General features: G+C 36.9%; 16 protein-coding genes. 7 read left to right on the top strand and 9 right to left on the bottom strand.

What is annotated here, in order from left to right:
- Window positions 1-96: 96 nt before the first annotated feature.
- Window positions 97-627 (top strand): gluconate 2-dehydrogenase subunit 3 family protein, encoded by a 531-nt coding sequence (locus AC07N0_RS07165; protein WP_494588651.1) that lies wholly within the window; start codon window positions 97-99, stop codon window positions 625-627.
- A gap of 127 nt (window positions 628-754) precedes the next feature.
- On the top strand, window positions 755-2,470 hold the full coding sequence (locus AC07N0_RS07160; RefSeq protein WP_492801817.1) for a GMC oxidoreductase: 1,716 nt from the start codon (window positions 755-757) through the stop codon (window positions 2,468-2,470).
- 295 nt (window positions 2,471-2,765) lie between these two features.
- Here AC07N0_RS07160 and AC07N0_RS07155 read toward each other — a convergent pair whose 3' ends face one another.
- Together AC07N0_RS07155 and AC07N0_RS07150 are read right to left on the bottom strand one after the other, a co-directional pair.
- Window positions 2,766-3,680, bottom strand: a complete 915-nt coding sequence (locus AC07N0_RS07155) for an SDR family oxidoreductase (RefSeq protein ID WP_494588650.1) — start codon at window positions 3,678-3,680, stop codon at window positions 2,766-2,768.
- 252 nt (window positions 3,681-3,932) lie between these two features.
- The gene (locus AC07N0_RS07150; RefSeq protein WP_494588649.1) at window positions 3,933-4,643 is read right to left on the bottom strand and encodes a peptidylprolyl isomerase; all 711 of its coding nucleotides are present in this window, start codon (window positions 4,641-4,643) and stop codon (window positions 3,933-3,935) included.
- Window positions 4,644-4,871: 228 nt separating this feature from the next.
- Here AC07N0_RS07150 and AC07N0_RS07145 point away from each other — a divergent pair, with 228 nt between their 5' ends.
- Window positions 4,872-6,452, top strand: coding sequence for a GDSL-type esterase/lipase family protein (locus tag AC07N0_RS07145; protein ID WP_494588648.1), 1,581 nt, complete (start codon window positions 4,872-4,874; stop codon window positions 6,450-6,452).
- A 97-nt stretch (window positions 6,453-6,549) separates the two neighbouring features.
- Here AC07N0_RS07145 and AC07N0_RS07140 read toward each other — a convergent pair whose 3' ends face one another.
- The 5 genes from AC07N0_RS07140 to AC07N0_RS07120 form a co-directional block, all read right to left on the bottom strand.
- Window positions 6,550-6,942 carry a hypothetical protein gene (locus AC07N0_RS07140; RefSeq protein ID WP_494588647.1) on the bottom strand — a complete coding sequence of 131 codons (393 nt, stop codon included), beginning with the start codon at window positions 6,940-6,942 and terminating at the stop codon, window positions 6,550-6,552.
- Window positions 6,943-7,004: 62 nt separating this feature from the next.
- Window positions 7,005-7,934 carry a hydroxymethylbilane synthase gene (gene hemC, locus AC07N0_RS07135; protein WP_494588646.1) on the bottom strand — a complete coding sequence of 310 codons (930 nt, stop codon included), beginning with the start codon at window positions 7,932-7,934 and terminating at the stop codon, window positions 7,005-7,007.
- A gap of 56 nt (window positions 7,935-7,990) precedes the next feature.
- Complete coding sequence (locus AC07N0_RS07130) at window positions 7,991-9,100, bottom strand: DNA polymerase III subunit (RefSeq protein WP_494588645.1); 1,110 nt, start codon at window positions 9,098-9,100, stop codon at window positions 7,991-7,993.
- A gap of 148 nt (window positions 9,101-9,248) precedes the next feature.
- A complete protein-coding gene (locus AC07N0_RS07125; protein ID WP_494588644.1) occupies window positions 9,249-10,409 on the bottom strand; it encodes a GlmU family protein in 1,161 nt (386 codons plus the stop codon).
- A 237-nt stretch (window positions 10,410-10,646) separates the two neighbouring features.
- A complete protein-coding gene (locus tag AC07N0_RS07120; protein ID WP_309913032.1) occupies window positions 10,647-10,892 on the bottom strand; it encodes a type B 50S ribosomal protein L31 in 246 nt (81 codons plus the stop codon).
- 739 nt (window positions 10,893-11,631) lie between these two features.
- Between AC07N0_RS07120 and AC07N0_RS07115 the strand changes: the two genes are divergently transcribed.
- Together AC07N0_RS07115 and AC07N0_RS07110 are read left to right on the top strand one after the other, a co-directional pair.
- Complete coding sequence (locus tag AC07N0_RS07115; protein ID WP_494588643.1) at window positions 11,632-14,112, top strand: ribonucleoside-diphosphate reductase subunit alpha; 2,481 nt, start codon at window positions 11,632-11,634, stop codon at window positions 14,110-14,112.
- Window positions 14,113-14,268: 156 nt separating this feature from the next.
- On the top strand, window positions 14,269-14,736 hold the full coding sequence (locus tag AC07N0_RS07110; protein WP_494588642.1) for a DUF4890 domain-containing protein: 468 nt from the start codon (window positions 14,269-14,271) through the stop codon (window positions 14,734-14,736).
- Window positions 14,737-14,874: 138 nt separating this feature from the next.
- On the opposite strand, the gene nadA is transcribed toward AC07N0_RS07110, so the two are convergent.
- Together nadA and nadC are read right to left on the bottom strand one after the other, a co-directional pair.
- Window positions 14,875-15,864: a quinolinate synthase NadA gene (nadA, locus tag AC07N0_RS07105; protein ID WP_494588641.1), complete on the bottom strand. Its 990-nt coding sequence runs from the start codon at window positions 15,862-15,864 to the stop codon at window positions 14,875-14,877.
- 90 nt (window positions 15,865-15,954) lie between these two features.
- Entirely contained in the window at window positions 15,955-16,809 is an 855-nt protein-coding gene (gene nadC, locus AC07N0_RS07100; RefSeq protein WP_494588640.1) for a carboxylating nicotinate-nucleotide diphosphorylase, read from the bottom strand.
- Between the two features lie 119 nt (window positions 16,810-16,928).
- Between nadC and AC07N0_RS07095 the strand changes: the two genes are divergently transcribed.
- Together AC07N0_RS07095 and secDF are read left to right on the top strand one after the other, a co-directional pair.
- A complete protein-coding gene (locus AC07N0_RS07095) occupies window positions 16,929-17,291 on the top strand; it encodes a hypothetical protein (RefSeq protein ID WP_494588639.1) in 363 nt (120 codons plus the stop codon).
- A 124-nt stretch (window positions 17,292-17,415) separates the two neighbouring features.
- Complete coding sequence (gene secDF, locus AC07N0_RS07090; protein ID WP_494588638.1) at window positions 17,416-20,370, top strand: protein translocase subunit SecDF; 2,955 nt, start codon at window positions 17,416-17,418, stop codon at window positions 20,368-20,370.
- Window positions 20,371-20,465 lie beyond the last annotated feature (95 nt).

The raw sequence follows: 20,465 nt of genomic DNA, 5'->3' as shown, positions 1-20,465 counted from the left end.
AATTTGATAACGTTTTTTTCTTTACTTTACTAAAAAGTATAAACTGCTGAGTACAACGTTTTTTAATAATCTAATAATCAATTATTTAACCAAAATATGAACCGTAGAGAAGCCGTCCAACGAGTTGCCCTTCTGATGGGAGGTGTGCTTTCTGCCCCTTTAATGGCAGGAGTAATGGGACAAATTATCAATACTGGCAACAGTGTAAGCGTGAGTCTTGAGCAAGAAGCGTTGCTTGCGGAGGTTGCTGATATTATTATTCCAACCACTGATACTCCTGGTGCGAAAGCTGCTGGCGCTGAAAAATTCATTGTACGTGTCATGCGTGATTGTTATAAAAAAGAAGATCAAGAAAAATTCTATGCAGGTTTGGCAAAATTAGATGCTGATAGCAAAGCTAAATTTGGAAAAGGTTTTGTGGAATTAGATACTGCTCAGAAAAATGAAATGGTTAAACTAAGTACTACAACCGACAAGCCTTTCTTCTTAAGAATGAAAGAATTGACGGTAACTGGCTACTTTACGTCTGAAATCGGTGCTACTAAAGCATTAGAATACCTTCCGATTCCAGGGAAATTCCAAGGTTGTGTACCGTTGAAGCCAGGGCAAAAAGCGTGGGCATTATAATAGCTTTGAGAAATGAGCGATGAGATTTAAGTTTATGCTCTACTTTTCACAGATTTCTTTTCCAATTTTATTTTATAAAACAAAAGCTGACCGCTAAAAGCTTAAAGCTTAAAACTCATATCAAGAGATGTCAAATTTGAATATAGATGCAGTTAAAGGAATGACTTATGATGCCATTGTAATTGGTTCAGGTGTTTCTGGTGGTTGGGCTGCTAAAGAATTAACCGAAAAAGGCTTAAGAGTACTAATGCTTGAAAGAGGTAAGCAATTAGAACACGTTACTGGCTACGAAAACGCCATGAAAGACCCTTGGGAAATGAAATACAATGGTCGCTTAACGATAGAACAAAAAGAATCTCACCCAAAATTAGCCCGTGATTATCCATATAATGAAATGACGGAAAAATACTGGATGAATGATTCAGATTCATTATATAAAGAAGAAAAACGTTTTGACTGGTATCGTCCAAACATCGTTGGTGGAAAATCAATCATGTGGGGTCGTCAATCTTACCGTTTGAGTGATATTGACTTTGAAGCTAACTTAAAAGATGGTATCGCAGTTGACTGGCCAATTCGTTATAAAGACATTGCTCCTTGGTATTCTTATGTAGAGAAATACGCTGGTATTTCAGGAGAAAAATTAGGGTTGCCTCAATTGCCTGATGGCGAATTCCTTCCACCAATGGAAATGTTCTGTGTAGAGAAAGAAGTGAAGCAACGTCTTGAGAAAAACTTCCCTGGTCGTAACCTTACGATGGGACGTGTAGCTAACCTTTCAGCAGCAGCTAAAGAACAACTAGGTATTGGTCGTTCTTCTTGTCAATATCGTAACAAATGTTCTTTGGGTTGTCCGTTTGGTGCCTATTTCAGTACGCAGTCTTGTACGCTACCTCCAGCCGCTAAAACGGGTCGTTTAACTTTACGTCCTGATTCAATCGTAAGAGAAATCGTGTACGATGAAAACAAGAAAAAAGCGACGGGCGTGCGTGTGCGTGATGCCGTAACAATGCAAGACCGCGAGTATTTTGCTAAAATCATCTTTGTGTGTGGTAGTACTATCGGTTCTACTGCCTTGATGATGAACTCTGTTTCAAACCGTTTCCCTGAAGGAATGGGTAATGATTCTGGACAGTTAGGTCACAACTTGATGGATCACCATTTCCGTACGGGTGCTTCAGGCACTTGGGAAGGCGATTTAGATAAATATTATTATGGACGTAGAGCGAATGGTATTTATGTACCTCGTTATCGTAACATTGGTTCAGACAAACGTGACTACTTACGTGGTTTTGGTTACCAAGGTGGTGCAAGTCGCCAAGGCTGGCAACGCAATGTCGCAGAACTTACTTTTGGTGCTGACTACAAAAACGAAGTAACTCAGCCAGGTAACTGGTCGATGGGCTTTGGAGGTTTCGGTGAAACATTACCATACTACGAAAACAGAATGTTCCTTGACAAAACCACTAAAGATAAGTGGGGAATGCCAGTAGTTGTGTTTGATGCTGACTTACGTGAAAACGAAAAGAAAATGCGTATCGATATGGCAAACGACGCGAAGGAAATGTTGGAATCATCAGGTGTGAAAAATGTAAAAACGTATGACAATGGTTCTTATTTAGGAATGGCTATTCACGAAATGGGAACTGCTCGTATGGGACGCGACCCTAAAACTTCGGTATTGAATGCCCATAACCAAGTACACGCTGTGAAAAACGTATTTATGACGGATGGTGCTGCGATGACTTCTGCATCATGTGTAAATCCATCGCTTACGTATATGGCACTTACAGCCAGAGCAGCAGATTTTGCGGTGAAAGAATTGAAGAAATTGAATCTTTAGTGATATTCAACTCAATAATAATCCCTACAGGAATTGATTTCTTGTAGGGATTTTTGTTGTTTGACGGACTAAACTCATGCCATGACTTAAAGTCATGAGGGTGTCCGAAAAGTTTTCACAGCCAAATATTATTCTGCGAAATACCTCACCCCCAACCCCCTCTCCTTCAGAGATGGGCTTTTTGAGCCCAAAAGTTCCCCTCTCTGAAGGAGAGGGGTTAGGGGTGAGGTTGCAAACCAAAGAATATTTGGCAGTGGTTTTCTTTTTAGACAGCCTCATGAGTAAACGAGGTCAATTACAATAAAGCTTCCGTCTGCTCTGCCACAATCGAAATCCCTTCTTCAAAACTTACGGGATTATAACCTAAAATAGCAATAGCTTTGTCCAAAATAAAGCCCGTTCTCGGTGGGCGTTTGGCAGGTTGTGTGAAATTATTAGCGTTAGCTGTACTAATGAGTGATTTATCTAAGTGAAAGAAATCAGCCGTTTTAATCGCCATTTCATAAGGTGTTAAAAAGTCTTTTCCCGAAATATGAAAAATCCCCTCTGCTTCTTTATCAGTCATCAACCAACAACCTTTGGCTAAATCTTCTGCCAAAGTAGGCGTGCGAAACTGGTCGGTTACTACTTTGATATTTTTGCCTTCTTCCAACGATTTCTTTACCCATAAAATAATATTACTACGACTCATATCTGAAACGATTCCGTATACTAAAACTGTTCTGGCAATACTCCAACGACATGTCGAACGTCTTACCACTTCTTCGGCGGCATACTTCGTCCAACCATAATAACTTACTGGACTAGGTTGAGCTTCCTCTGAATATGGCCCAGCTACTCCATCAAAAACAAAATCCGTAGAAAGATGGCAAAGATAAATGTCGTGCTTTTCGCAAGCCTCCGCCAAATATTCAACAGCCTTTACGTTCATTGCCCAACACAAATCTTTCTCAAATTCACACTGGTCAACATTGGTCATGGCAGCAGTATGAATAATAGCATTAGGCTGAATCCTTTCAATTACCTCCACTAATTGTTCGGGATTAGTAATATCCATTTCCTGATATTCATAGCCATCTGTAAACGACAAACGATTGTTGCCACGGGCAGTAGCAATCAAATGAATATCCGCTTGATTCGCCAGTAATGAAACTAGCTTTTGTCCCAACAGCCCATTTGATCCTGTGATTAGTATTTTCTTTTTTGACATTATATTCAAAAATCTATTTAGATTGTTTTTTCATTTATAAGAGTTTTATTAGATAAATTAGAAAGTAAAAACCCATTCTCTACTGCTTACTTTTCTTGTCTTGAAACAAGAAAAGTAACCGCGCGGCGGACCGCAAAAGAAATTCAAGAAATTCCGAAACTCGCTTCGCTCAAACAGCGGAATTTCGAAAAAATATTTCACCATAACTAATTAAACATATTATATAAGAGATTAATGTTTTTCTCTAAACATTTACTCTCCAAACGTATATGCATACAACTTAGTAATCTTCTTTTTCCGCATCTTTTTACAGGTAATTTTCATGGCAATATCTTTCAAAGGACGATTATTCTTGTCTCTTGGCTGACTAGCCACTGAATCTATCACCCAAAGATTATCAATTACTTGTCCGAAAACTGTGTAATTTCCATCTAAATGAGGTGTGCCACCAATGGTTTTATAAACATTTTTTTGTTCCTCAGTATAAGTTCTCAAAGGGCTCCTAGCCATTTGTCTAGCCAAAGTTGAGTCATTCCAAACCTGTCCTTGAACGATATAATACTGACAGCCCGAGGAGGCCTTTTCGGGATTATTATCACGAGCGGCGGCTATTACCCCTTTTTTATGAAACAATTCAGGCGTAATTTCAGCAGGCACTTTATAGCCTACATCACCATTGCCCAATAATTCACCTTCTTTGGCTTTTTTTGAGTTGGGGTCGCCTCCCTGAATCATAAATGATTTGATGATACGATGAAAGAGTAATCCATCATAGAATTTATCGTCTACCAGTTTCAAAAAATTCTTTTTGTGTTGGGGTGTTTGATTGTGCAAAATAGCATGCATTTCTCCAAAAGGAGTACTAAAAGTCACGAGGTAGTCTTTTCGTTTACTCTGTGAGAAAGTTTGAAAAGTAATAGTGGATGCAATAAAGTATAAGAGTATTTTGCTGTTTGAATTCATGTCAAACGATGGATATTTAGTTGGATGAATGGATGAAAATTAAATATACTATTTTTTGAATGGATAGCCAGAATCTTATTGATAAAACCTTGTACAGTGTTCAATGCAAGAATTAGTTTCACTATGTTTTAAAAATCATAAAGTGTGATGAATATTAAGTAATTTTTGATTAACATTGATTATCAAATATATCACTCAATAAAACCCTCTCAAATTTTAATTTAAACCATGAAAATTGTATCTATTTTCTGTAGCATCTTGCTCATTAGTGCCTCCTCTTTCGCCCAAGAAGTCATCAAATTGTATCCAAACAAAGCCCCTGGTTCCGAAAGTTGGACTTGGTCAGAAGCTGAAAACACCACTAATCAATTCAATACCAAAATTGTTTATAATGTAGCTGACCCTAGCATCACTGCTTATTTACCCGATAAAGAAAAAGCTACAGGCACAGCCATATTAATTGCTCCAGGCGGTGCTTTTCATACGCTTTCGATTGATAACGAAGGCATTGAGGTAGCCAAATATTTAAACTCAAAAGGTATTGCTGCCTTTGTCTTGAAATACAGAGTGGCGAGAAGTTTCACCAACGACCCTGTAAAAGAATTAATGGGTAAAATGGGTAATTTCAAAACCTTGGATGAAGAAAACGCTCCTATTATTCCTTTGGCCATTCAAGATGCTTCTACAGCCATTAAATACATTAGAAAAAATGCTGAAAAATATGACATCGACCCTACTAAAATAGGCATGATGGGCTTTTCGGCAGGAGGAACTTTAACATTAGGCGCTATTTATCAAGCTACTGAAGAGAGTAAACCAAATTTCATTGCACCGATTTATCCCTATACCAAAGCACTCGACGATATCAAAAATATTCCTAAAGCAAAAACACCTATCTTTATCGCACTCGCTTCCGACGACCAGTTGGGTTTTGCTCCTGCTAATGCACAATTGTATTTAGATTGGAAAGCCGCTGGACAACCTGTAGAAATACATATTTACGAAAGGGGCGGTCATGGCTTTGGCATGAATAAACAAAAAATACCGACGGATACTTGGTATGAGCGTTTTGGAGATTGGTTGAAATTACAAGGTTATCTTAAAAAACGTTATCCAAACAAATGGGAACAGCAATTTAGTGAAGAGCAATTAGAAACGTTTTCAAAACAAAATGCTGAAAGAGAAAAAAGAGATTGGGCTAATTTGGTAAAATACAAAAAAGCCAATGTCGAAATAGGTGAACCTAAACAAGGTAAAACAAGGGTAGTATTTACAGGAGATTCTATCACCGAAGGATGGGTATCGGCTGACCCAGATTTTTTCAATACCAATAATTATGTAGGAAGGGGTATCAGTGGACAAACTTCTCCGCAAACATTACTTCGTTTTCGTCAGGATGTAGTGGCTTTGAAACCAAAAGTGGTTATCATCAATATTGGTATCAACGATATTGCCGAAAATACGGGTGACTATATGCAAGACTATACGTTGTCAAACTATCAATCAATGATAGAAATCGCTAAAGCGAATCATATCAAAGTAATCTTGGCTTCGGTAATGCCTGCGTTTGCGTTTCCTTGGAGAAAAGAAATTCAAGACGTTCCAGCTAAAGTAATAGCATTAAACGAAGGGATTAAACAATTAGCCAAACAAAACAATTTGGTTTATCTTGACTATTTTACTCCTCTGAAAGATGAAAGAAATGGATTGAGTAAAGAAATGGCTGAAGATGGCGTACACCCAACCATCAGTTGCTATAAAATCATGGAGAAATTAGCGAATGAGGCAATTAATAAAGCATTGAAATAATTCTTTTAATTTGAAAATGTGGGAATTTGAAGATTTGAAAATATTTTTGATAAATATTTAATTTTCAAATTCTCACATTTTCAAATCTTCAAATCAATTACTTTCCTACCATTGTTACAGGTCTGCCACGCAAGGCTGACCAAGTTTCGTCAATGGCTACTTGCGATACCGCTTGAAGTTCAATTAAATCAAATGCTGTCCAAACAGTTTCACGTTTGATGTCACTTTTTATTTTTCCTGTTCCTTTAGGGTAACAAGCCCAGAAAACACAATCAAATTTACCAGCCTTACCCACCGATTTCATCAAAGTCTCTAGTTCAGCTTGCTGAATGGCAAACACTTGTACAAAATCATAAATCCCCTCCGCTCTTGGTTCGGTATCATAATTTACATCTTCTAATAATGACACATACTCTGAGGGAGCATTCACAATCAACAATGCTTTATCGCTATCTAAACGAAGTTTTTTGAATATCTTTTCAGCAGACATTATAAGTAAGAGTTGTGAATTGTGAGTGATGAGTTTTAAATATTAATATAAAATACTAATTACTAACTGTTCAGTCCTGCACGAATATCTTTCAAAATTTTGTCTCCACCCAAACTTAAAATCTTTTCAGCTAGCGCTTCGCCCACAGCAACAGCATCTGTTCCTGTAATAGTCTCTTTTAAGATTTCTTTCCCATCTAAACTGATGATTCCTCCCGTCATAGCCAATTCGTTATTTTCAGTAGGCTGAGCTAGTCCAAAAACAGGAATACTACAACCTCCTTGCAAACGTCTCAGATAAGCACGTTCTGCTAATAGTTGTTGCTCCGTTTCAGGATGGTTACACAATGTTCTGATTTTGGCTTTCTTTTCAGCATCCAAACTCGCTGCACATTCTATGGCAACAGAGCCTTGCCCCACAGCAGGCGTAAAGGTATCAAGCGAAATTAATTCTGCGATATGTTCTTCATAACCCATGCGATGTACGCCTGCATAAGCCAATAATAAAGCATCACAAACGCCGCTTTCTAGTTTAGCTAAACGTGTTTGTAAATTACCACGCATATCTACAGTGTGGATATGTGGGTAAAAGTGTTTCAACATTGCCACTCTACGTGTAGAAGAAGTTCCCACTACAAAAGGTTCTCCATTTTCTAAAGAAAGATTTTTATTAAAACTTACCAAAACATCATTTACTTTTTCACGCTCGGTAAAAGCAATTAATGCTAAATCTTCCGCCAATTCCGACTGTAAGTCTTTGGCAGAATGCTGTGCTATATCAATTTCTCCAGAACGAAGTTTTTCTTCTAATTCTTCTGTAAATACACCTTTTGAGCCGATTTTTGACAACGAGCGGTCTAATATTTGGTCTCCTTTAGTATTAATAATGACGATTTCAACAGATAAGCCGCCTTTTTCTAGTGTTTCTTTGATGAAGTATGCTTGCCAAAGGGCTAGTTTTGACCCTCTCGTTCCTAATTTTATTGTACTCATGGTTGACTTATTAGCTTTGAGCTGTAAGCTGTAAGCTTTTATTATGAATAATTTTATTAACTTTTAAACAATCTACCGACGGTTAATGATAAATCTAAATGTAAAATCTTCGCCCTTGCGTTTCGTTCTAAATAATAATATACTTGACCGAATTCCTGTACAATCTGTTCGATGGCTTCTATTTTTACTGCTTTCGAAAAATTCTGAACGAAGGTAAGCTCCTCTCCTTCTAACCTTACTAAAACCTCCGCACCGTTTTTCCAGAGTAACAAATCTCTGAAAATATTCAATCCGTATTCCATCATTCCTTTTTGCTCTTCTTTGGGTAATGTATCAAATTCGTCGGCTAATTTTATCAAAGCAGCCGCATCCAGCTTATAAGCCATCCGCATCCATTTAGCAAACCACTCATGTTGTGCTTGTCCATCTTGACCTGTCAGGGCAACGGCTTTAGAGATATTCCCTTCTGATAAATAAGCAATCTGCTTGGCTCTTTCTTTAACTACGCCTTCTTTCTGAACCAGATACTCAACAGTGTCTTCATCCGAAAGTGCAGGAATCATCACCCTTTGCGTTCTAGAAAGTATGGTTGTTAATAACTTATTCGCATCATTACATACGAGAATAAACAAGGTTTTGATAGGCGGTTCTTCTAAAATTTTCAATAAAGAATTCGCCGATTCTATGTTCATTAATTCTGGTTGCCAGATAATCAATATTTTATATTCAGCCTCAAAAGCTTTCAGCGAGATTTTATCAATGATATTATGTGCTTCCTTAATAGGAATAATACCTTGTTTATTGCCCGTTGTTCCTGTAAATTCCAGCCAGTCGGTTAGGCTACGATACGGACTTTCCATTAAAAACTTCCGCCAAGTAGGCAATAATTCTAAGATGGTTTCTTTGGCACTAGGCGTTGGGAAAATATGGTGAATATCTGGATGCACCATTTTTGCCATTTTGACACACGAAGCACAATTCCCACAAGCATCCTCCTCTCCTCTTTCTTCGCAATTGATATAAGTGGCATAAGCCCATGCTAAAGCCAGATTGGCGCCACCGACTGCTCCATGAAACAATTGGGCATGAGCCACATGGTTCATCTGCACCGATCGAATCAGTGTATCTTTAATAGACCTTAACCCCGGGATATCTTTAAATAACATTTATTCTTTTCGATTTGAAAATTTGATCATTTGAAAATTTGAAAATGATTTCTCTCATCATTTGATGATTTGAAAATTTGATGATTTGAAAATAATTAATTTTTATTCCATCCACATTTTCAAATTACCACACTTTCAAATCTTCAAATTAAACACTAGTTTGCTCAAAAACTGCTTTTAATATTTGTTCTTCTACTCCATCAAACGCTTTCCCTCGGCGTTCCAATACAGCACGTGCTACTTGGTTCGCCTTACGAAGATGATATGTTTTAAACGTTCCATTGCCATTACTCCACGAAAACGAAGGAATATGTTTTGGTTGAAAATCAGCACCAAAAATATTGCAATTTACGCCTACTACCGTACCCGTATTAAACATCGTATTGATACCACATTTAGAATGGTCGGCCATGATTAAGCCCACAAATTGCGAACCCGTATTTTCATATCGATTGGTAACGTAACTCCACAATTCAACTTTTGAATAATCATTTTTCAAATTAGAATTATTCGTATCTGCTCCCCAATTACACCATTCGCCTATTACGGAATTTCCCATGAAACCTTCGTGTCCTTTGTTTGAATTGCCAAAGATAACGGAATTACTGATTTCTCCGCCCACTTTAGAGAACGGACCAATCGTAGTATTTCTCCTCATCTTAGCTCCCATATTAATTACTGAGTTCTCGCAGATAGCAAAAGGCCCTTGAATCAAAGCACCTGCTTGGATGTTTACTCCTTTTCCTAAATAGATGGGGCCATTGCTAGCATCCAATACGACTGCTTTTAGCTCTACTCCTTCTTCAATAAAAATCTGTTCTTCATTGTAAAAAGCTGTAAATCTATCATTAATAGGCTGTGATGTCCTGTTTTTAGTGATTCTTTGGAAGTCGCTAATAATCTGTTCACCATTGTGTGTATAAATATCAATTGCTTGACGAACGATTCTGAGTTCCTCTTCAAAAGCGACGGTATCTTCAAATACATCGGCTATCGTTTTGCTTCTATAAGCAAGAATAAGCCCTTCTTGTACTAAAGCCGTTGCTGGTGCTAATCCTAGAATAGCTTCTGTTAATAGCGCTGTAGGGCAAACAGCACCATTGATAAATATATTATCATCAGCCAACACGAGGGGGTATTTGGCTTGTAAATAATCTTGTGTATAAAATGACACATCGCTCCCTAGGAAGTCCTGCCATTTCTGACTGATGGTTTGTATACCTATACGGATTTCACTAACAGGGCGCGTAAAAGTGAGGGGTAACAAAGACTGACGAATCTGTATTTCATCAAAAAGAATAAAATTCATAAAGCTTAGCACGGACGGTCCCATCCGCAGGGCAAGATTATTTTATGATATGTTGTAATGATACAAAATTAGTGGATGAATAACAGCCACTTAATAACTCAAATATTATCTGTTTGTCATCAACAGGTTTATACCTACAAAGATACGTGATATATTGCCGATATTTTACAACAAAAAAGCCTTTCAGATTTCTCTAAAAGGCTTTTTGTTAATTTCGACTCCTGTTGTGCGGAAGAATTATTTCTTTCCACCAAAACGTTTGTAGAATTTATCAACACGACCCGCAGTATCCAACAATACGTTTTTACCTGTATAGAATGGGTGTGATTGAGAAGAAACTTCGATTTTGAATACTGGATAAGTTTCTCCTTCAAATTCAGTAGTTTCAGTAGTTTTAACACATGACTGCGTTAAAAACTTGTAATCAGCAGACAAATCATGGAAAACCACTGGTCTGTAATCTGGATGAATTCCTTGTTTCATGGTAATATTTTGATTTTGAGACGATTCCCCGCCGTCTCTGTATTTGTATATAATTAGTCTGTTGTTAAATTGGGAGATACAGTATTCAACGTGTTTAAGATAAATTAAACGAATTACTGATAACAATGGACAAAGGCACTTTTCTATTTGAGGGTGCAAAATTACATTTTTTTTGGTGGTTTCAAAAACTTTTTTAAGGTAATTTGATTTAAGTTTTTGAGAAAAAGTAATCTAAATTTTTTATATTTTTTTTCTGTATGATTATTCCAAGTTGAACACTTCTTAGAATGGCATCAGACCAAAACTTCTATTGTACATAACACATAGTTTGTATTTTTTTTAGATTCTTAATAGCGATTTATTCATTGCGAATAGATTAAGAAATTGTTATCTTTGAAGTGCATACCGAAACCATCCAGCAAAAAGCCTTTGCAGTTATTTAAAGATTTAGCCTATCGAATCAGATTTTGATTTCTTTGCGATAGCTATTATATAAATTCTCAAAATTTTAGATTCAATCATTTTAAATCATTTTTCCCTTTCAAAGAAAAAATAATGATTTGAATAAAAAATAATGGAGATTGCGGAATGAAAAACAAACGGTTCGTGTTCATCTGAACACCACCAAATTGGTATGAATGATATAGTCATGGTATGATTATTTGATTTCTTAAAATGATTATATTTAAACCTGTTTTCTTATTTTTCTGAATCAAACACAACAAAAACCCGAGTTATTATGTACGTTATAAAAAGAGATGGCAGACGTGAGTCTGTAAAGTTTGACAAGATTACAGCCCGAATCGAAAAACTTTGCTATAGTCTCGATCCATTCTTTGTGCAGCCTCTCGAAGTAGCTAAAAAAGTTATTACGGGGCTCTATGATGGAGTAACCACGAGCGAATTAGACAATTTAGCAGCAGAAACGGCGGCTTCGATGACAACCAAGCACCCCGACTATGCAGTGCTCGCAGCTAGAATTGCTGTCTCTAATTTGCATAAAGAGACTCTGAAGTCGTTTTCAGCAACAATGAAGCGTCTTTATAATTATACAGACCCAAAAACTGGGGAAAACGCAGCGTTATTATCCAAAGAAGTATATGATGTCATTAAGAAAAATGCAGGAGAATTAGATGCTGCTATTATTTATGACAGAGACTTTGGTTATGATTACTTTGGTTTCAAAACGTTAGAAAAGTCATATCTTCTGAAAATGGAAGGTAAGATTGCTGAACGTCCGCAACACATGTTGATGCGTGTAGCCATTGGTATTCATGGGAATGATGTTGAAAGTGCTATTGAAACCTACAATTTGCTCTCAGAACGTTGGTTTACGCATGCTACTCCCACGCTTTTCAACGCAGGTACACAAAAACCACAGATGTCATCTTGTTTCTTATTAACGATGCAAGACGATTCTATCGAAGGAATTTATGATACATTAAAACAGTGTGCAAAAATTTCTCAGTCGGCTGGTGGCATTGGATTATCTATCCATAATGTCCGTGCTACAGGGTCATATATCAAAGGAACAAACGGTACTTCAAACGGTATTGTACCGATGTTGAAAGTATTCAATGATACTGCTCGTTACGTTGATCAAGGCGGTGGAAAAAGAAAAGGTTCTTTTGCTGTTTACTTAGAACCTTGGCATGCTGACATTTTTGATTTCTTAGAATTAAAGAAAAATCATGGTAAAGAAGAAATGCGTGCAAGAGATTTATTCTATGCATTGTGGATTCCTGATTTATTCATGAAACGTGTAAAAGACAATGACACTTGGTCGTTATTATGTCCACACGAATGCCCAGGATTGGCAGATACTTATGGTGAAGAATTTGAAAAACTTTATACTAGTTATGAATTAGCGGGTAAAGCTCGCAAAGTAATTAAGGCACAGGATTTATGGTTCGAGATTCTAGAATCTCAAACTGAAACAGGTACGCCTTATATGTTATTTAAAGACCATGCAAACCGCAAATCAAACCAAAAGAATTTAGGTACGATTAAGTCTTCAAACTTATGTACTGAAATCATGGAGTATACTTCTAAAGATGAAGTTGCTGTTTGTAATTTGGCGTCTCTAGCTTTACCAAAATTCTTAAAAACCAATGCAAGAGGTTTCCAAGAGTTTGACCACGAGGCTTTGTATAAAGTAACGAAGGTTGCAGCTAAAAACTTAAATAAAATCATAGACCGTAACTATTACCCTGTTGAGGAAGCAAGACGTTCAAACATGCGTCACCGCCCAATCGGTTTAGGAGTACAAGGCTTGGCAGATGTATTTATTTTGTTAAGAATGCCTTTTGAATCAGAAGGAGCAAAACAATTAAATAAAGACATCTTTGAAACGATGTATTATGCTGCCATGGAAGCATCTATGGAGCTAGCCATCAAAGAAGGTCCTTATGAAACTTGGGCTGGTTCACCTATCTCACAAGGTATTTTCCAATTTGATATGTGGGGAGTAACACCAGAGTCAGGACGTTGGAATTGGGAAGAATTAAGAGCGAAAGTAAAAGAACATGGTGTAAGAAACTCATTGTTAGTAGCACCAATGCCAACTGCTTCGACCTCACAAATCTTGGGTAACAACGAATGTTTTGAGCCTTATACTTCAAACATTTATGCACGTAGAGTACTTTCAGGCGAATTTGCGGTAGTGAACAAACACCTTCTTCGTGACTTGGTGAAATTGAACCTATGGAACGATTCGATGAAAAACAAATTGATTTCTGCTAACGGTTCAGTACAAAACATTGCTGAGATTCCTCAGGATATGAAAGATTTGTACAAAACAGTTTGGGAAATTAAACAAAAGGTAATTATTGAAATGGCTGCCGACAGAGGTGCTTATATCTGCCAGTCGCAATCATTAAATATACATATTCAAGACCCGAACTTTGGTAAACTTACTTCGATGCACTTCTACGCATGGGAAAAAGGCTTGAAAACTGGGATGTATTATCTTAGAACAAAAGCTGCTGCCGATGCTATCAAGTTTACAGTCGAAAAACAAGCCGAAGTGGCCATTGAGCAAGCAAATGTTGTGCAAGAGCACGAGATGAGTTATGAAGCTTATGCCGCACAAGCCGCACAAGCAAAATCATCAGCTGCCTCTCTCGTTGTAGGAGGTTTAGACACCGTAGTCGAACAAAACTGGTCGGCGATGCAATGCTCAATTGACGATCCTGATGGATGCGAAGCCTGCGGGTCTTAATAGTTTCAGTGTAGTAGAAGCCCTCAATCTTAACAGATTGAGGGCTTTTTTGTAAACTTCATATAAAATAACTTAAAACAATTCCAGAAAATTATTAATTTAACCGTCTGTTCTTTGAAGTAACATCAAAAAATCACTAAAACAGTCGAGATTCCAATGAAATCAAATAATTATTTATCATTTTTAATTGCTTTATCTGTCTCTATTTTTTTACATATCAATGAAAGCAAAGCCCAATACGGTCAAGGATATGGACAAGGAGGATACGGAAGAGGTGGCTTAGGTGGTGGCAGACTTCCACAAGCAGGCGAAGGTATGCAAAGGAAACCTGAAAGCATGGATCCTGAAAAAATTGCTACTGAAGAAACCCGTTGGATGACCAAAAAGCTTAAATTAACAGAAGAGCAACTACCCAAAGTAGAGAATGCTAATATTAACTATGCTTTTAAAAGAATGGATTTTTCGGAAGAAGTAAAAAAGCTTGTACCTCCTGTATCGGAAGAAATTCGTTCAAAAATTAGAGCAAAAGCCGTAAGCATAAAAGAAGATAGAGACAAAGAATTGAAAGCGATATTAACAGAAGAGCAGTTTCAAATTTATTTGAAAAAGAAGGATAATTATTAAATAAGAAAATAAGCCTTAAAGTACAAAATCGCATGGTTGAGTAATAATAGAAAAACCTAACGATTGATAGATTGTAAAATGTAAAAGCCCTCGAAACCATATTTGATTTCGAGGGCTTTTATATTTTCAATAAACTATTTATTTACTAATTTCCAACATTGCCTTTAGAGCTTTCAATGCTGGAATCCTTACTTCTTCTGGCACCTGAATTTCTGGTAATTCATAGAACATGGCATTGTATAATTTTTCCATTGTATTCATTTTCATGTATGGGCATTCTGAACAAGCACAAGAATTTTTCTCGTTCGCTGGCGCAGGAATAAGCTTTTTATGCGGTACGGCCATTTTCATTTTATGTAAAATACCTGCTTCCGTCGCCACAATAAACTCCTGACAGTCTGATGTTTGTACAAAACTCAACAATGCTGTGGTAGAACCTACAAAATCAGCTTGAGATAAAATCACCTCCTTACATTCTGGGTGAGCAATCAATAATGCATTAGGGTTTTCTTCTTTGACTTTCTTTAATTTCTCTAAAGAAATATCAATATGAACGATACAAGCACCTTCCCACAAAATCAACTCTCGTCCTGTTTTCTTGGCTACATATCGACCTAAATTAGCATCGGGAGCAAAAATAATTTGCTTATCAGCAGGAATCGATTCTACTACTTTTACTGCGTTGGATGAAGTACAGATAATATCAGTCATCGCTTTGATATCGGCCGTGCAATTGATATAACTTACTACTACCGCATCAGGATACTTTGCTTTAAAGGCAGCAAATTCTTCTTTAGGAGCAGCATCTGCCAAAGAACAACCCGCATTTAAATCTGGTAAAACAACCTTTTTATTAGGGTTTAAAATTTTAGCTGTTTCGCCCATAAAATGCACCCCACAGAAAACAATCATGTCTGCATCTGTTTTTTCTGCCGCCTGTGCTAATCCCAAACTATCTCCTAAAAAGTCTGCGATTTCCTGAATCTCAGCATCTACATAATAGTGTGCTAAGATTACCGCATTTTTTTCCTTTTTCAGTTTTAAAATTTGTTCCTTTAAATCATCTCCTTTAAAGGGCACCGAGCGACTCACATAGCCTACTCTTTGTGATTCATCTAATAAATTCATTGTTAAAATTTTATACCGTAAGAAAAGACATCTTTTATTGAATGGGGACAAATTCCTCTCCTATTCATCAATCACTATTCACTAATGATGCTAATATGCTTTTAGACTCAAATCTAAACTATTTACATGATGTGTTAAAGCACCACAAGAAATATAATCTACCCCGCATTCAGCATATTGTCTCACTGTTTTTTCATTAATTCCACCAGATGCCTCAGTAGCATACTTTCCGTCAATCAATCGTACTGCTTCACGCAAATCTTCAAAAGAAAAATTGTCTAGCATAATTCTATGAATATTGCCTATTGCTAAAACCTCCTGAAGCTCTGTTAAGTTTCTTACTTCAATTTCTATTCTTAAATCACGCCCCGTCTCTTTCAAGTATTCATTAGCTTGGTTGATAGCATTTTTAATACCTCCCGCATAATCAACGTGGTTATCTTTAATCAAAATCATATCGAACAAGGCATAACGATGGTTTTCTGCTCCGCCTATCTTGCAAGCCCACTTTTCGCAAAGTCGAAAATTGGGTGTTGTCTTACGGGTATCTAATAATTTTGTATTTGTTCCTTCCAACAACTTCACCATAGCGTCTGTATAGGTAGCAATACCCGACATGCGTTGCATACAATTGAGTACCAGACGCTCTGCTTTAAGAATAGATTGCGAAGACCCTGCAACCGTTAAAACAACTTCTCCTTTTTTAATCGCTACACCATCTTCCAGTAATATCTGTACTTCAAGTGTTTTATCAACTTCTTCAAAAATCATTGTTGCCAAATCTACCCCTGCTAAAACTCCGTCTTCTTTCACAAGCAATCTTGCTCGTCCAGTAGCAGTACTCGGAATGGTTGATAATGACGTATGGTCACCATCACCAATATCCTCAGCTAGGGCTGTTTGAATGAATTTCTTGATATATATTGGTTCTAAATAATTAAACATTTCTAAGCATTTTATGAATGATGGCTCAAAAGTAAGAAATATTTTCAAACAGGCAGAACAATTATTTTAAGTCCGAATTTGGAAATACCAAACAAAAAGTGATAGTTTTGTAATTCAAAATGCAAAAACATTCTCACATAGCTCGTTTGGTAAGCGTCTTTTTTATGTCGCTAGTTATTGTATTTACCGTTTTTGGTAAAACAATAAATGCTTCACAAAGAAGCCAAATAGCGGTATCTAAAGTCAAAACAGAACAAACTCAGGATAATAATACGCCTAAGCAATGTTCTATTTCAGAGCTTTCGGTCATGCAGGTTTCTGTACCTGTCAACATTGATTTTGCACAAGAGTTTATTTTTAGTCCCTGCGAATTTGCTTTTTTATCAGCACAACGCCCTATTCAGGCAGTTCAAAATTTAGCATTTCGCCTACCTCATCTCGAAGTCCTCTTCGAACATTTTATCGTTACCAACGCCCCATAATTTTTCTAATACATATTTTTGATAGATAATCTATCAAAACAAAGACGTTTTGCCATGTCTGGCTAAAATGTTGCAACCCTAATCATCCGTTTTATTTACTCACAATTACTTTTTCCCTACAAAAATGCGTTATAAAAGTGCCATCATTTGGCTGACTGGAATTATTTCAGCCTTATGTCTATTTTTTCTTTCATTCACATGGAAAGCAAGTTCAGTTCGTGAAGATGCTCTTGCTTATGCTACTTCAAAATCTGGTGAATTAGACCCTGCGAAGAAAACCCACTATATTGATTCTTTGTGGAAACAACCTATCTATTTAGGTTTTACATTACAAGAAGTAACCACTTATGCATTGCATAAAGGTTTGGACTTAGAAGGCGGGCTTCATGCTGTGTTAGAGGTTTCTCCTGTAGAAATTCTTCGTGCACTATCAGGCAAAAGCAATGATCCTAATTTTATCAAAGCACTTGACCAAGCAACTGCGGCACAAGCAACTTCAACAAAAACATTCAATGAATTGTTTTATGAAGCTTTTGCTAAAATTGCTCCGAATCAAAGATTGGCAACAATTTTTGCTAATTCAATCAACCGTGAAAAATTAAATTCTAATTCTTCTGATTCACAAGTAAAGAAAGTAATTAACAACGAAATTGATGGTGCTGTTGACCGTGTTTATAAAACGATTCAAACACGTATTGATAAATTAGGCGTTGCCAACCCGAACATTCAACGTTTGCCAGGTACCAACCGTATCCAAGTTGAATTACCAGGTGTTGATAATCCAGAACGTGCTAGAAAATTATTATCTGCTGCTTCAAAATTAGAATTTATCGAAGTAGCTGAGATTTCAGAATGGGGTCCTGGCTTAAATAGCTTAGGAGAATATTTGACAGCAGAAGAAAAAGCTAAAAAAGCGGCTACAACCCCTAAAGCTACTGCAACAGATACTACTAAAGCAGGCGGTTTAGCTAGCCAGTTATCTGGTGCAGCGAAAGTAGCAAAGAAAGATTCTGCTGTGAAAGATACTACTGCTGGTTCGGCACTTACTAAATTGTTCTTGCCTTTGGATAATCAAGGACGATCATGGGGTGTTTTCCGTAAAGATACTGCTCGTGTAAACGAATTATTCAGTCGCCCAGAAGTAAAAATCATGTTCCCTTCTGGTCTTCAATTTGCTTGGAATGCTATTGGAATTCCTGCTACAAATGGTGATGAAATTATTCCTTTTGAATTCTTGAGAAAAGCGGAAGGACAAAAAGCACCTTTGGATGGAGAAGTAATTACAGATGCTGCACAGGATTTTGACCAAAATGGTCGCCCAGAAGTAACCATGAGCATGAATGGTACTGGTGCTAGAATCTGGAAAAACTTAACGGCTGCTAATGTTGGAAAAAGAATTGCTATTGTACTAGACAACTATGTTTATTCTGCACCAAACATCAATGGTGAAATTGCTGGTGGTCGTTCTTCTATTTCTGGGTCATTCACAGTTGAACAAGCGAAAGATTTAGCCAACGTAATTAAATCAGGTAAGTTATCAGCGCCTACTCGTATTGTTGAAGACGCTTTTATCGGTCCTTCATTAGGTGCTGAAGCTATCAATCAAGGGTACTTCTCGATGGCATTAGGTTTACTATTAGTAGTTATCTTTATGATTGGCTATTATGGAAGCCCAGGCTGGATGGCCAATGCTGCACTTTTCTTTAACGTATTTTTTATTGCAGGTGTATTAGTACAAATTCAAGCGGCATTAACATTGCCAGGTATTGCGGGTGTTGTATTAACATTAGGGATGGCCGTAGATGCCAACGTATTGATTAATGAACGTATCCGTGAAGAATTACACCAAGGAAAAGGTTTACTAGATGCTATTAGAGTGGGTTATGAAAAAGCACTTTCGGCAATTATTGATGGTAACGTAACGACCATTATTGTTGGGGTTATTTTAATTTTCTTTGGGTCAGGTTCTGTAAAAGGATTTGGTGTTACTCTATGTATCGGTTTGATTACTTCAGTATTTACTGCTGTTTTCGTTTCTCATGTATTAGTAGAATGGATGGCAAAACGTGCTATCAAAGCTGGTAAAGAAAAAGACGTTACTTTTGAAACATTTATTTCAAGAGACCTTTTCAAAGGAATGAATTTTGACTTTATCGGAAAACGTAAATATTCTTACTGGTTCTCATGGGGCTTAATTGCATTGGGTGCTATTGTATTGACTATCCAAGGTGGTTTTAACTTAGGTGTTGACTTTAAGGGTGGTCGTTCTTACGTAGTAGAATTATCTAAACCTGTAGAAGCAGGAACAATTAAAGATGGCTTAGCGGATAGTTTTGAAGGTAAAGGCGTAGAAGTAAAAACTTTCAACGGCGATACTAAATTAAAAATCACTACTGCTTACTTGGTTGAAGATGAATCGATTCAGGCTAACCAAAAAGTACGTAAAGCTTTAGAGAAAGGCTTAACGAAATTTGCTGATGCTAAACCAACTATTCTTTCAGAATCTAAAGTAGGTGCAACAATTGCTGATGATATTTTAAGACAATCATTCGTTTCTATTTTTTATGCTTTAGTAGGTATCTTTATTTACATTCTATTGCGTTTCCGTAAATGGCAGTATTCATTGGGTGGTATCATCGCTCTTTTACACGATTCACTAGTGGTATTAGGTATGGTTGGTATTGTTCGTTTATTCGGTTTTGAATTAGAAGTTGACCAAATCTTTATTGCTGCTATTTTGACGGTAATCGGTTACTCTATTAACGATACCGTGGTAGTATTTGACCGTATCCGTGAAGAAATCGGCGTTAATGCAGACCTTAGTAATAAAGAATTGATGATTAAGACAATCAACCAGTCTATCAACCATACAATGAGCCGTACAGTAATGACAGCTACTACAGTATTCTTGGTAGTAACGGTATTATTAATATTCGGTGGAGATATTTTAAGAGGTTTCTCTTTTGCAATGTTCATCGGTGTTGTGTTTGGTGCTTATTCTTCAATCTTCGTAGCTGCTCCAATCGTTATCGATTTAGGTACAGGCAAGAAGAAAGTAGAACCTGCGACAAAAGCTTAAATTTTAATTCAAAAGGCCTGCTAGTTTTATTACTTGCAGGTCTTTTTTTGTTTTGAGACAAAATATTCTGTATCTTCAAAGATGTTTAAACAAAA

This window comes from Arcicella sp. GW821-FHT09D11, assembly GCF_059416265.1.
Note: the sequence above shows the minus strand (reverse complement) of the source record. Positions and strands in the feature narration are given on the sequence as shown.

Excerpts from the sequence above, each read along its gene's own strand:
- AC07N0_RS07165 (WP_494588651.1), top strand. The coding sequence starts at position 97 with ATGAACCGTAGAGAAGCCGTCCAACGAGTTGCCCTTCTGATGGGAGGT.
- AC07N0_RS07160 (WP_492801817.1), top strand. The coding sequence starts at position 755 with ATGTCAAATTTGAATATAGATGCAGTTAAAGGAATGACTTATGATGCC.
- AC07N0_RS07155 (WP_494588650.1), bottom strand. The coding sequence starts at position 3,680 with ATGTCAAAAAAGAAAATACTAATCACAGGATCAAATGGGCTGTTGGGA.
- AC07N0_RS07150 (WP_494588649.1), bottom strand. The coding sequence starts at position 4,643 with ATGAATTCAAACAGCAAAATACTCTTATACTTTATTGCATCCACTATT.
- AC07N0_RS07145 (WP_494588648.1), top strand. The coding sequence starts at position 4,872 with ATGAAAATTGTATCTATTTTCTGTAGCATCTTGCTCATTAGTGCCTCC.
- AC07N0_RS07140 (WP_494588647.1), bottom strand. The coding sequence starts at position 6,942 with ATGTCTGCTGAAAAGATATTCAAAAAACTTCGTTTAGATAGCGATAAA.
- hemC (WP_494588646.1), bottom strand. The coding sequence starts at position 7,934 with ATGAGTACAATAAAATTAGGAACGAGAGGGTCAAAACTAGCCCTTTGG.
- AC07N0_RS07130 (WP_494588645.1), bottom strand. The coding sequence starts at position 9,100 with ATGTTATTTAAAGATATCCCGGGGTTAAGGTCTATTAAAGATACACTG.
- AC07N0_RS07125 (WP_494588644.1), bottom strand. The coding sequence starts at position 10,409 with ATGAATTTTATTCTTTTTGATGAAATACAGATTCGTCAGTCTTTGTTA.
- AC07N0_RS07120 (WP_309913032.1), bottom strand. The coding sequence starts at position 10,892 with ATGAAACAAGGAATTCATCCAGATTACAGACCAGTGGTTTTCCATGAT.
- AC07N0_RS07115 (WP_494588643.1), top strand. The coding sequence starts at position 11,632 with ATGTACGTTATAAAAAGAGATGGCAGACGTGAGTCTGTAAAGTTTGAC.
- AC07N0_RS07110 (WP_494588642.1), top strand. The coding sequence starts at position 14,269 with ATGAAATCAAATAATTATTTATCATTTTTAATTGCTTTATCTGTCTCT.
- nadA (WP_494588641.1), bottom strand. The coding sequence starts at position 15,864 with ATGAATTTATTAGATGAATCACAAAGAGTAGGCTATGTGAGTCGCTCG.
- nadC (WP_494588640.1), bottom strand. The coding sequence starts at position 16,809 with ATGTTTAATTATTTAGAACCAATATATATCAAGAAATTCATTCAAACA.
- AC07N0_RS07095 (WP_494588639.1), top strand. The coding sequence starts at position 16,929 with ATGCAAAAACATTCTCACATAGCTCGTTTGGTAAGCGTCTTTTTTATG.
- secDF (WP_494588638.1), top strand. The coding sequence starts at position 17,416 with ATGCGTTATAAAAGTGCCATCATTTGGCTGACTGGAATTATTTCAGCC.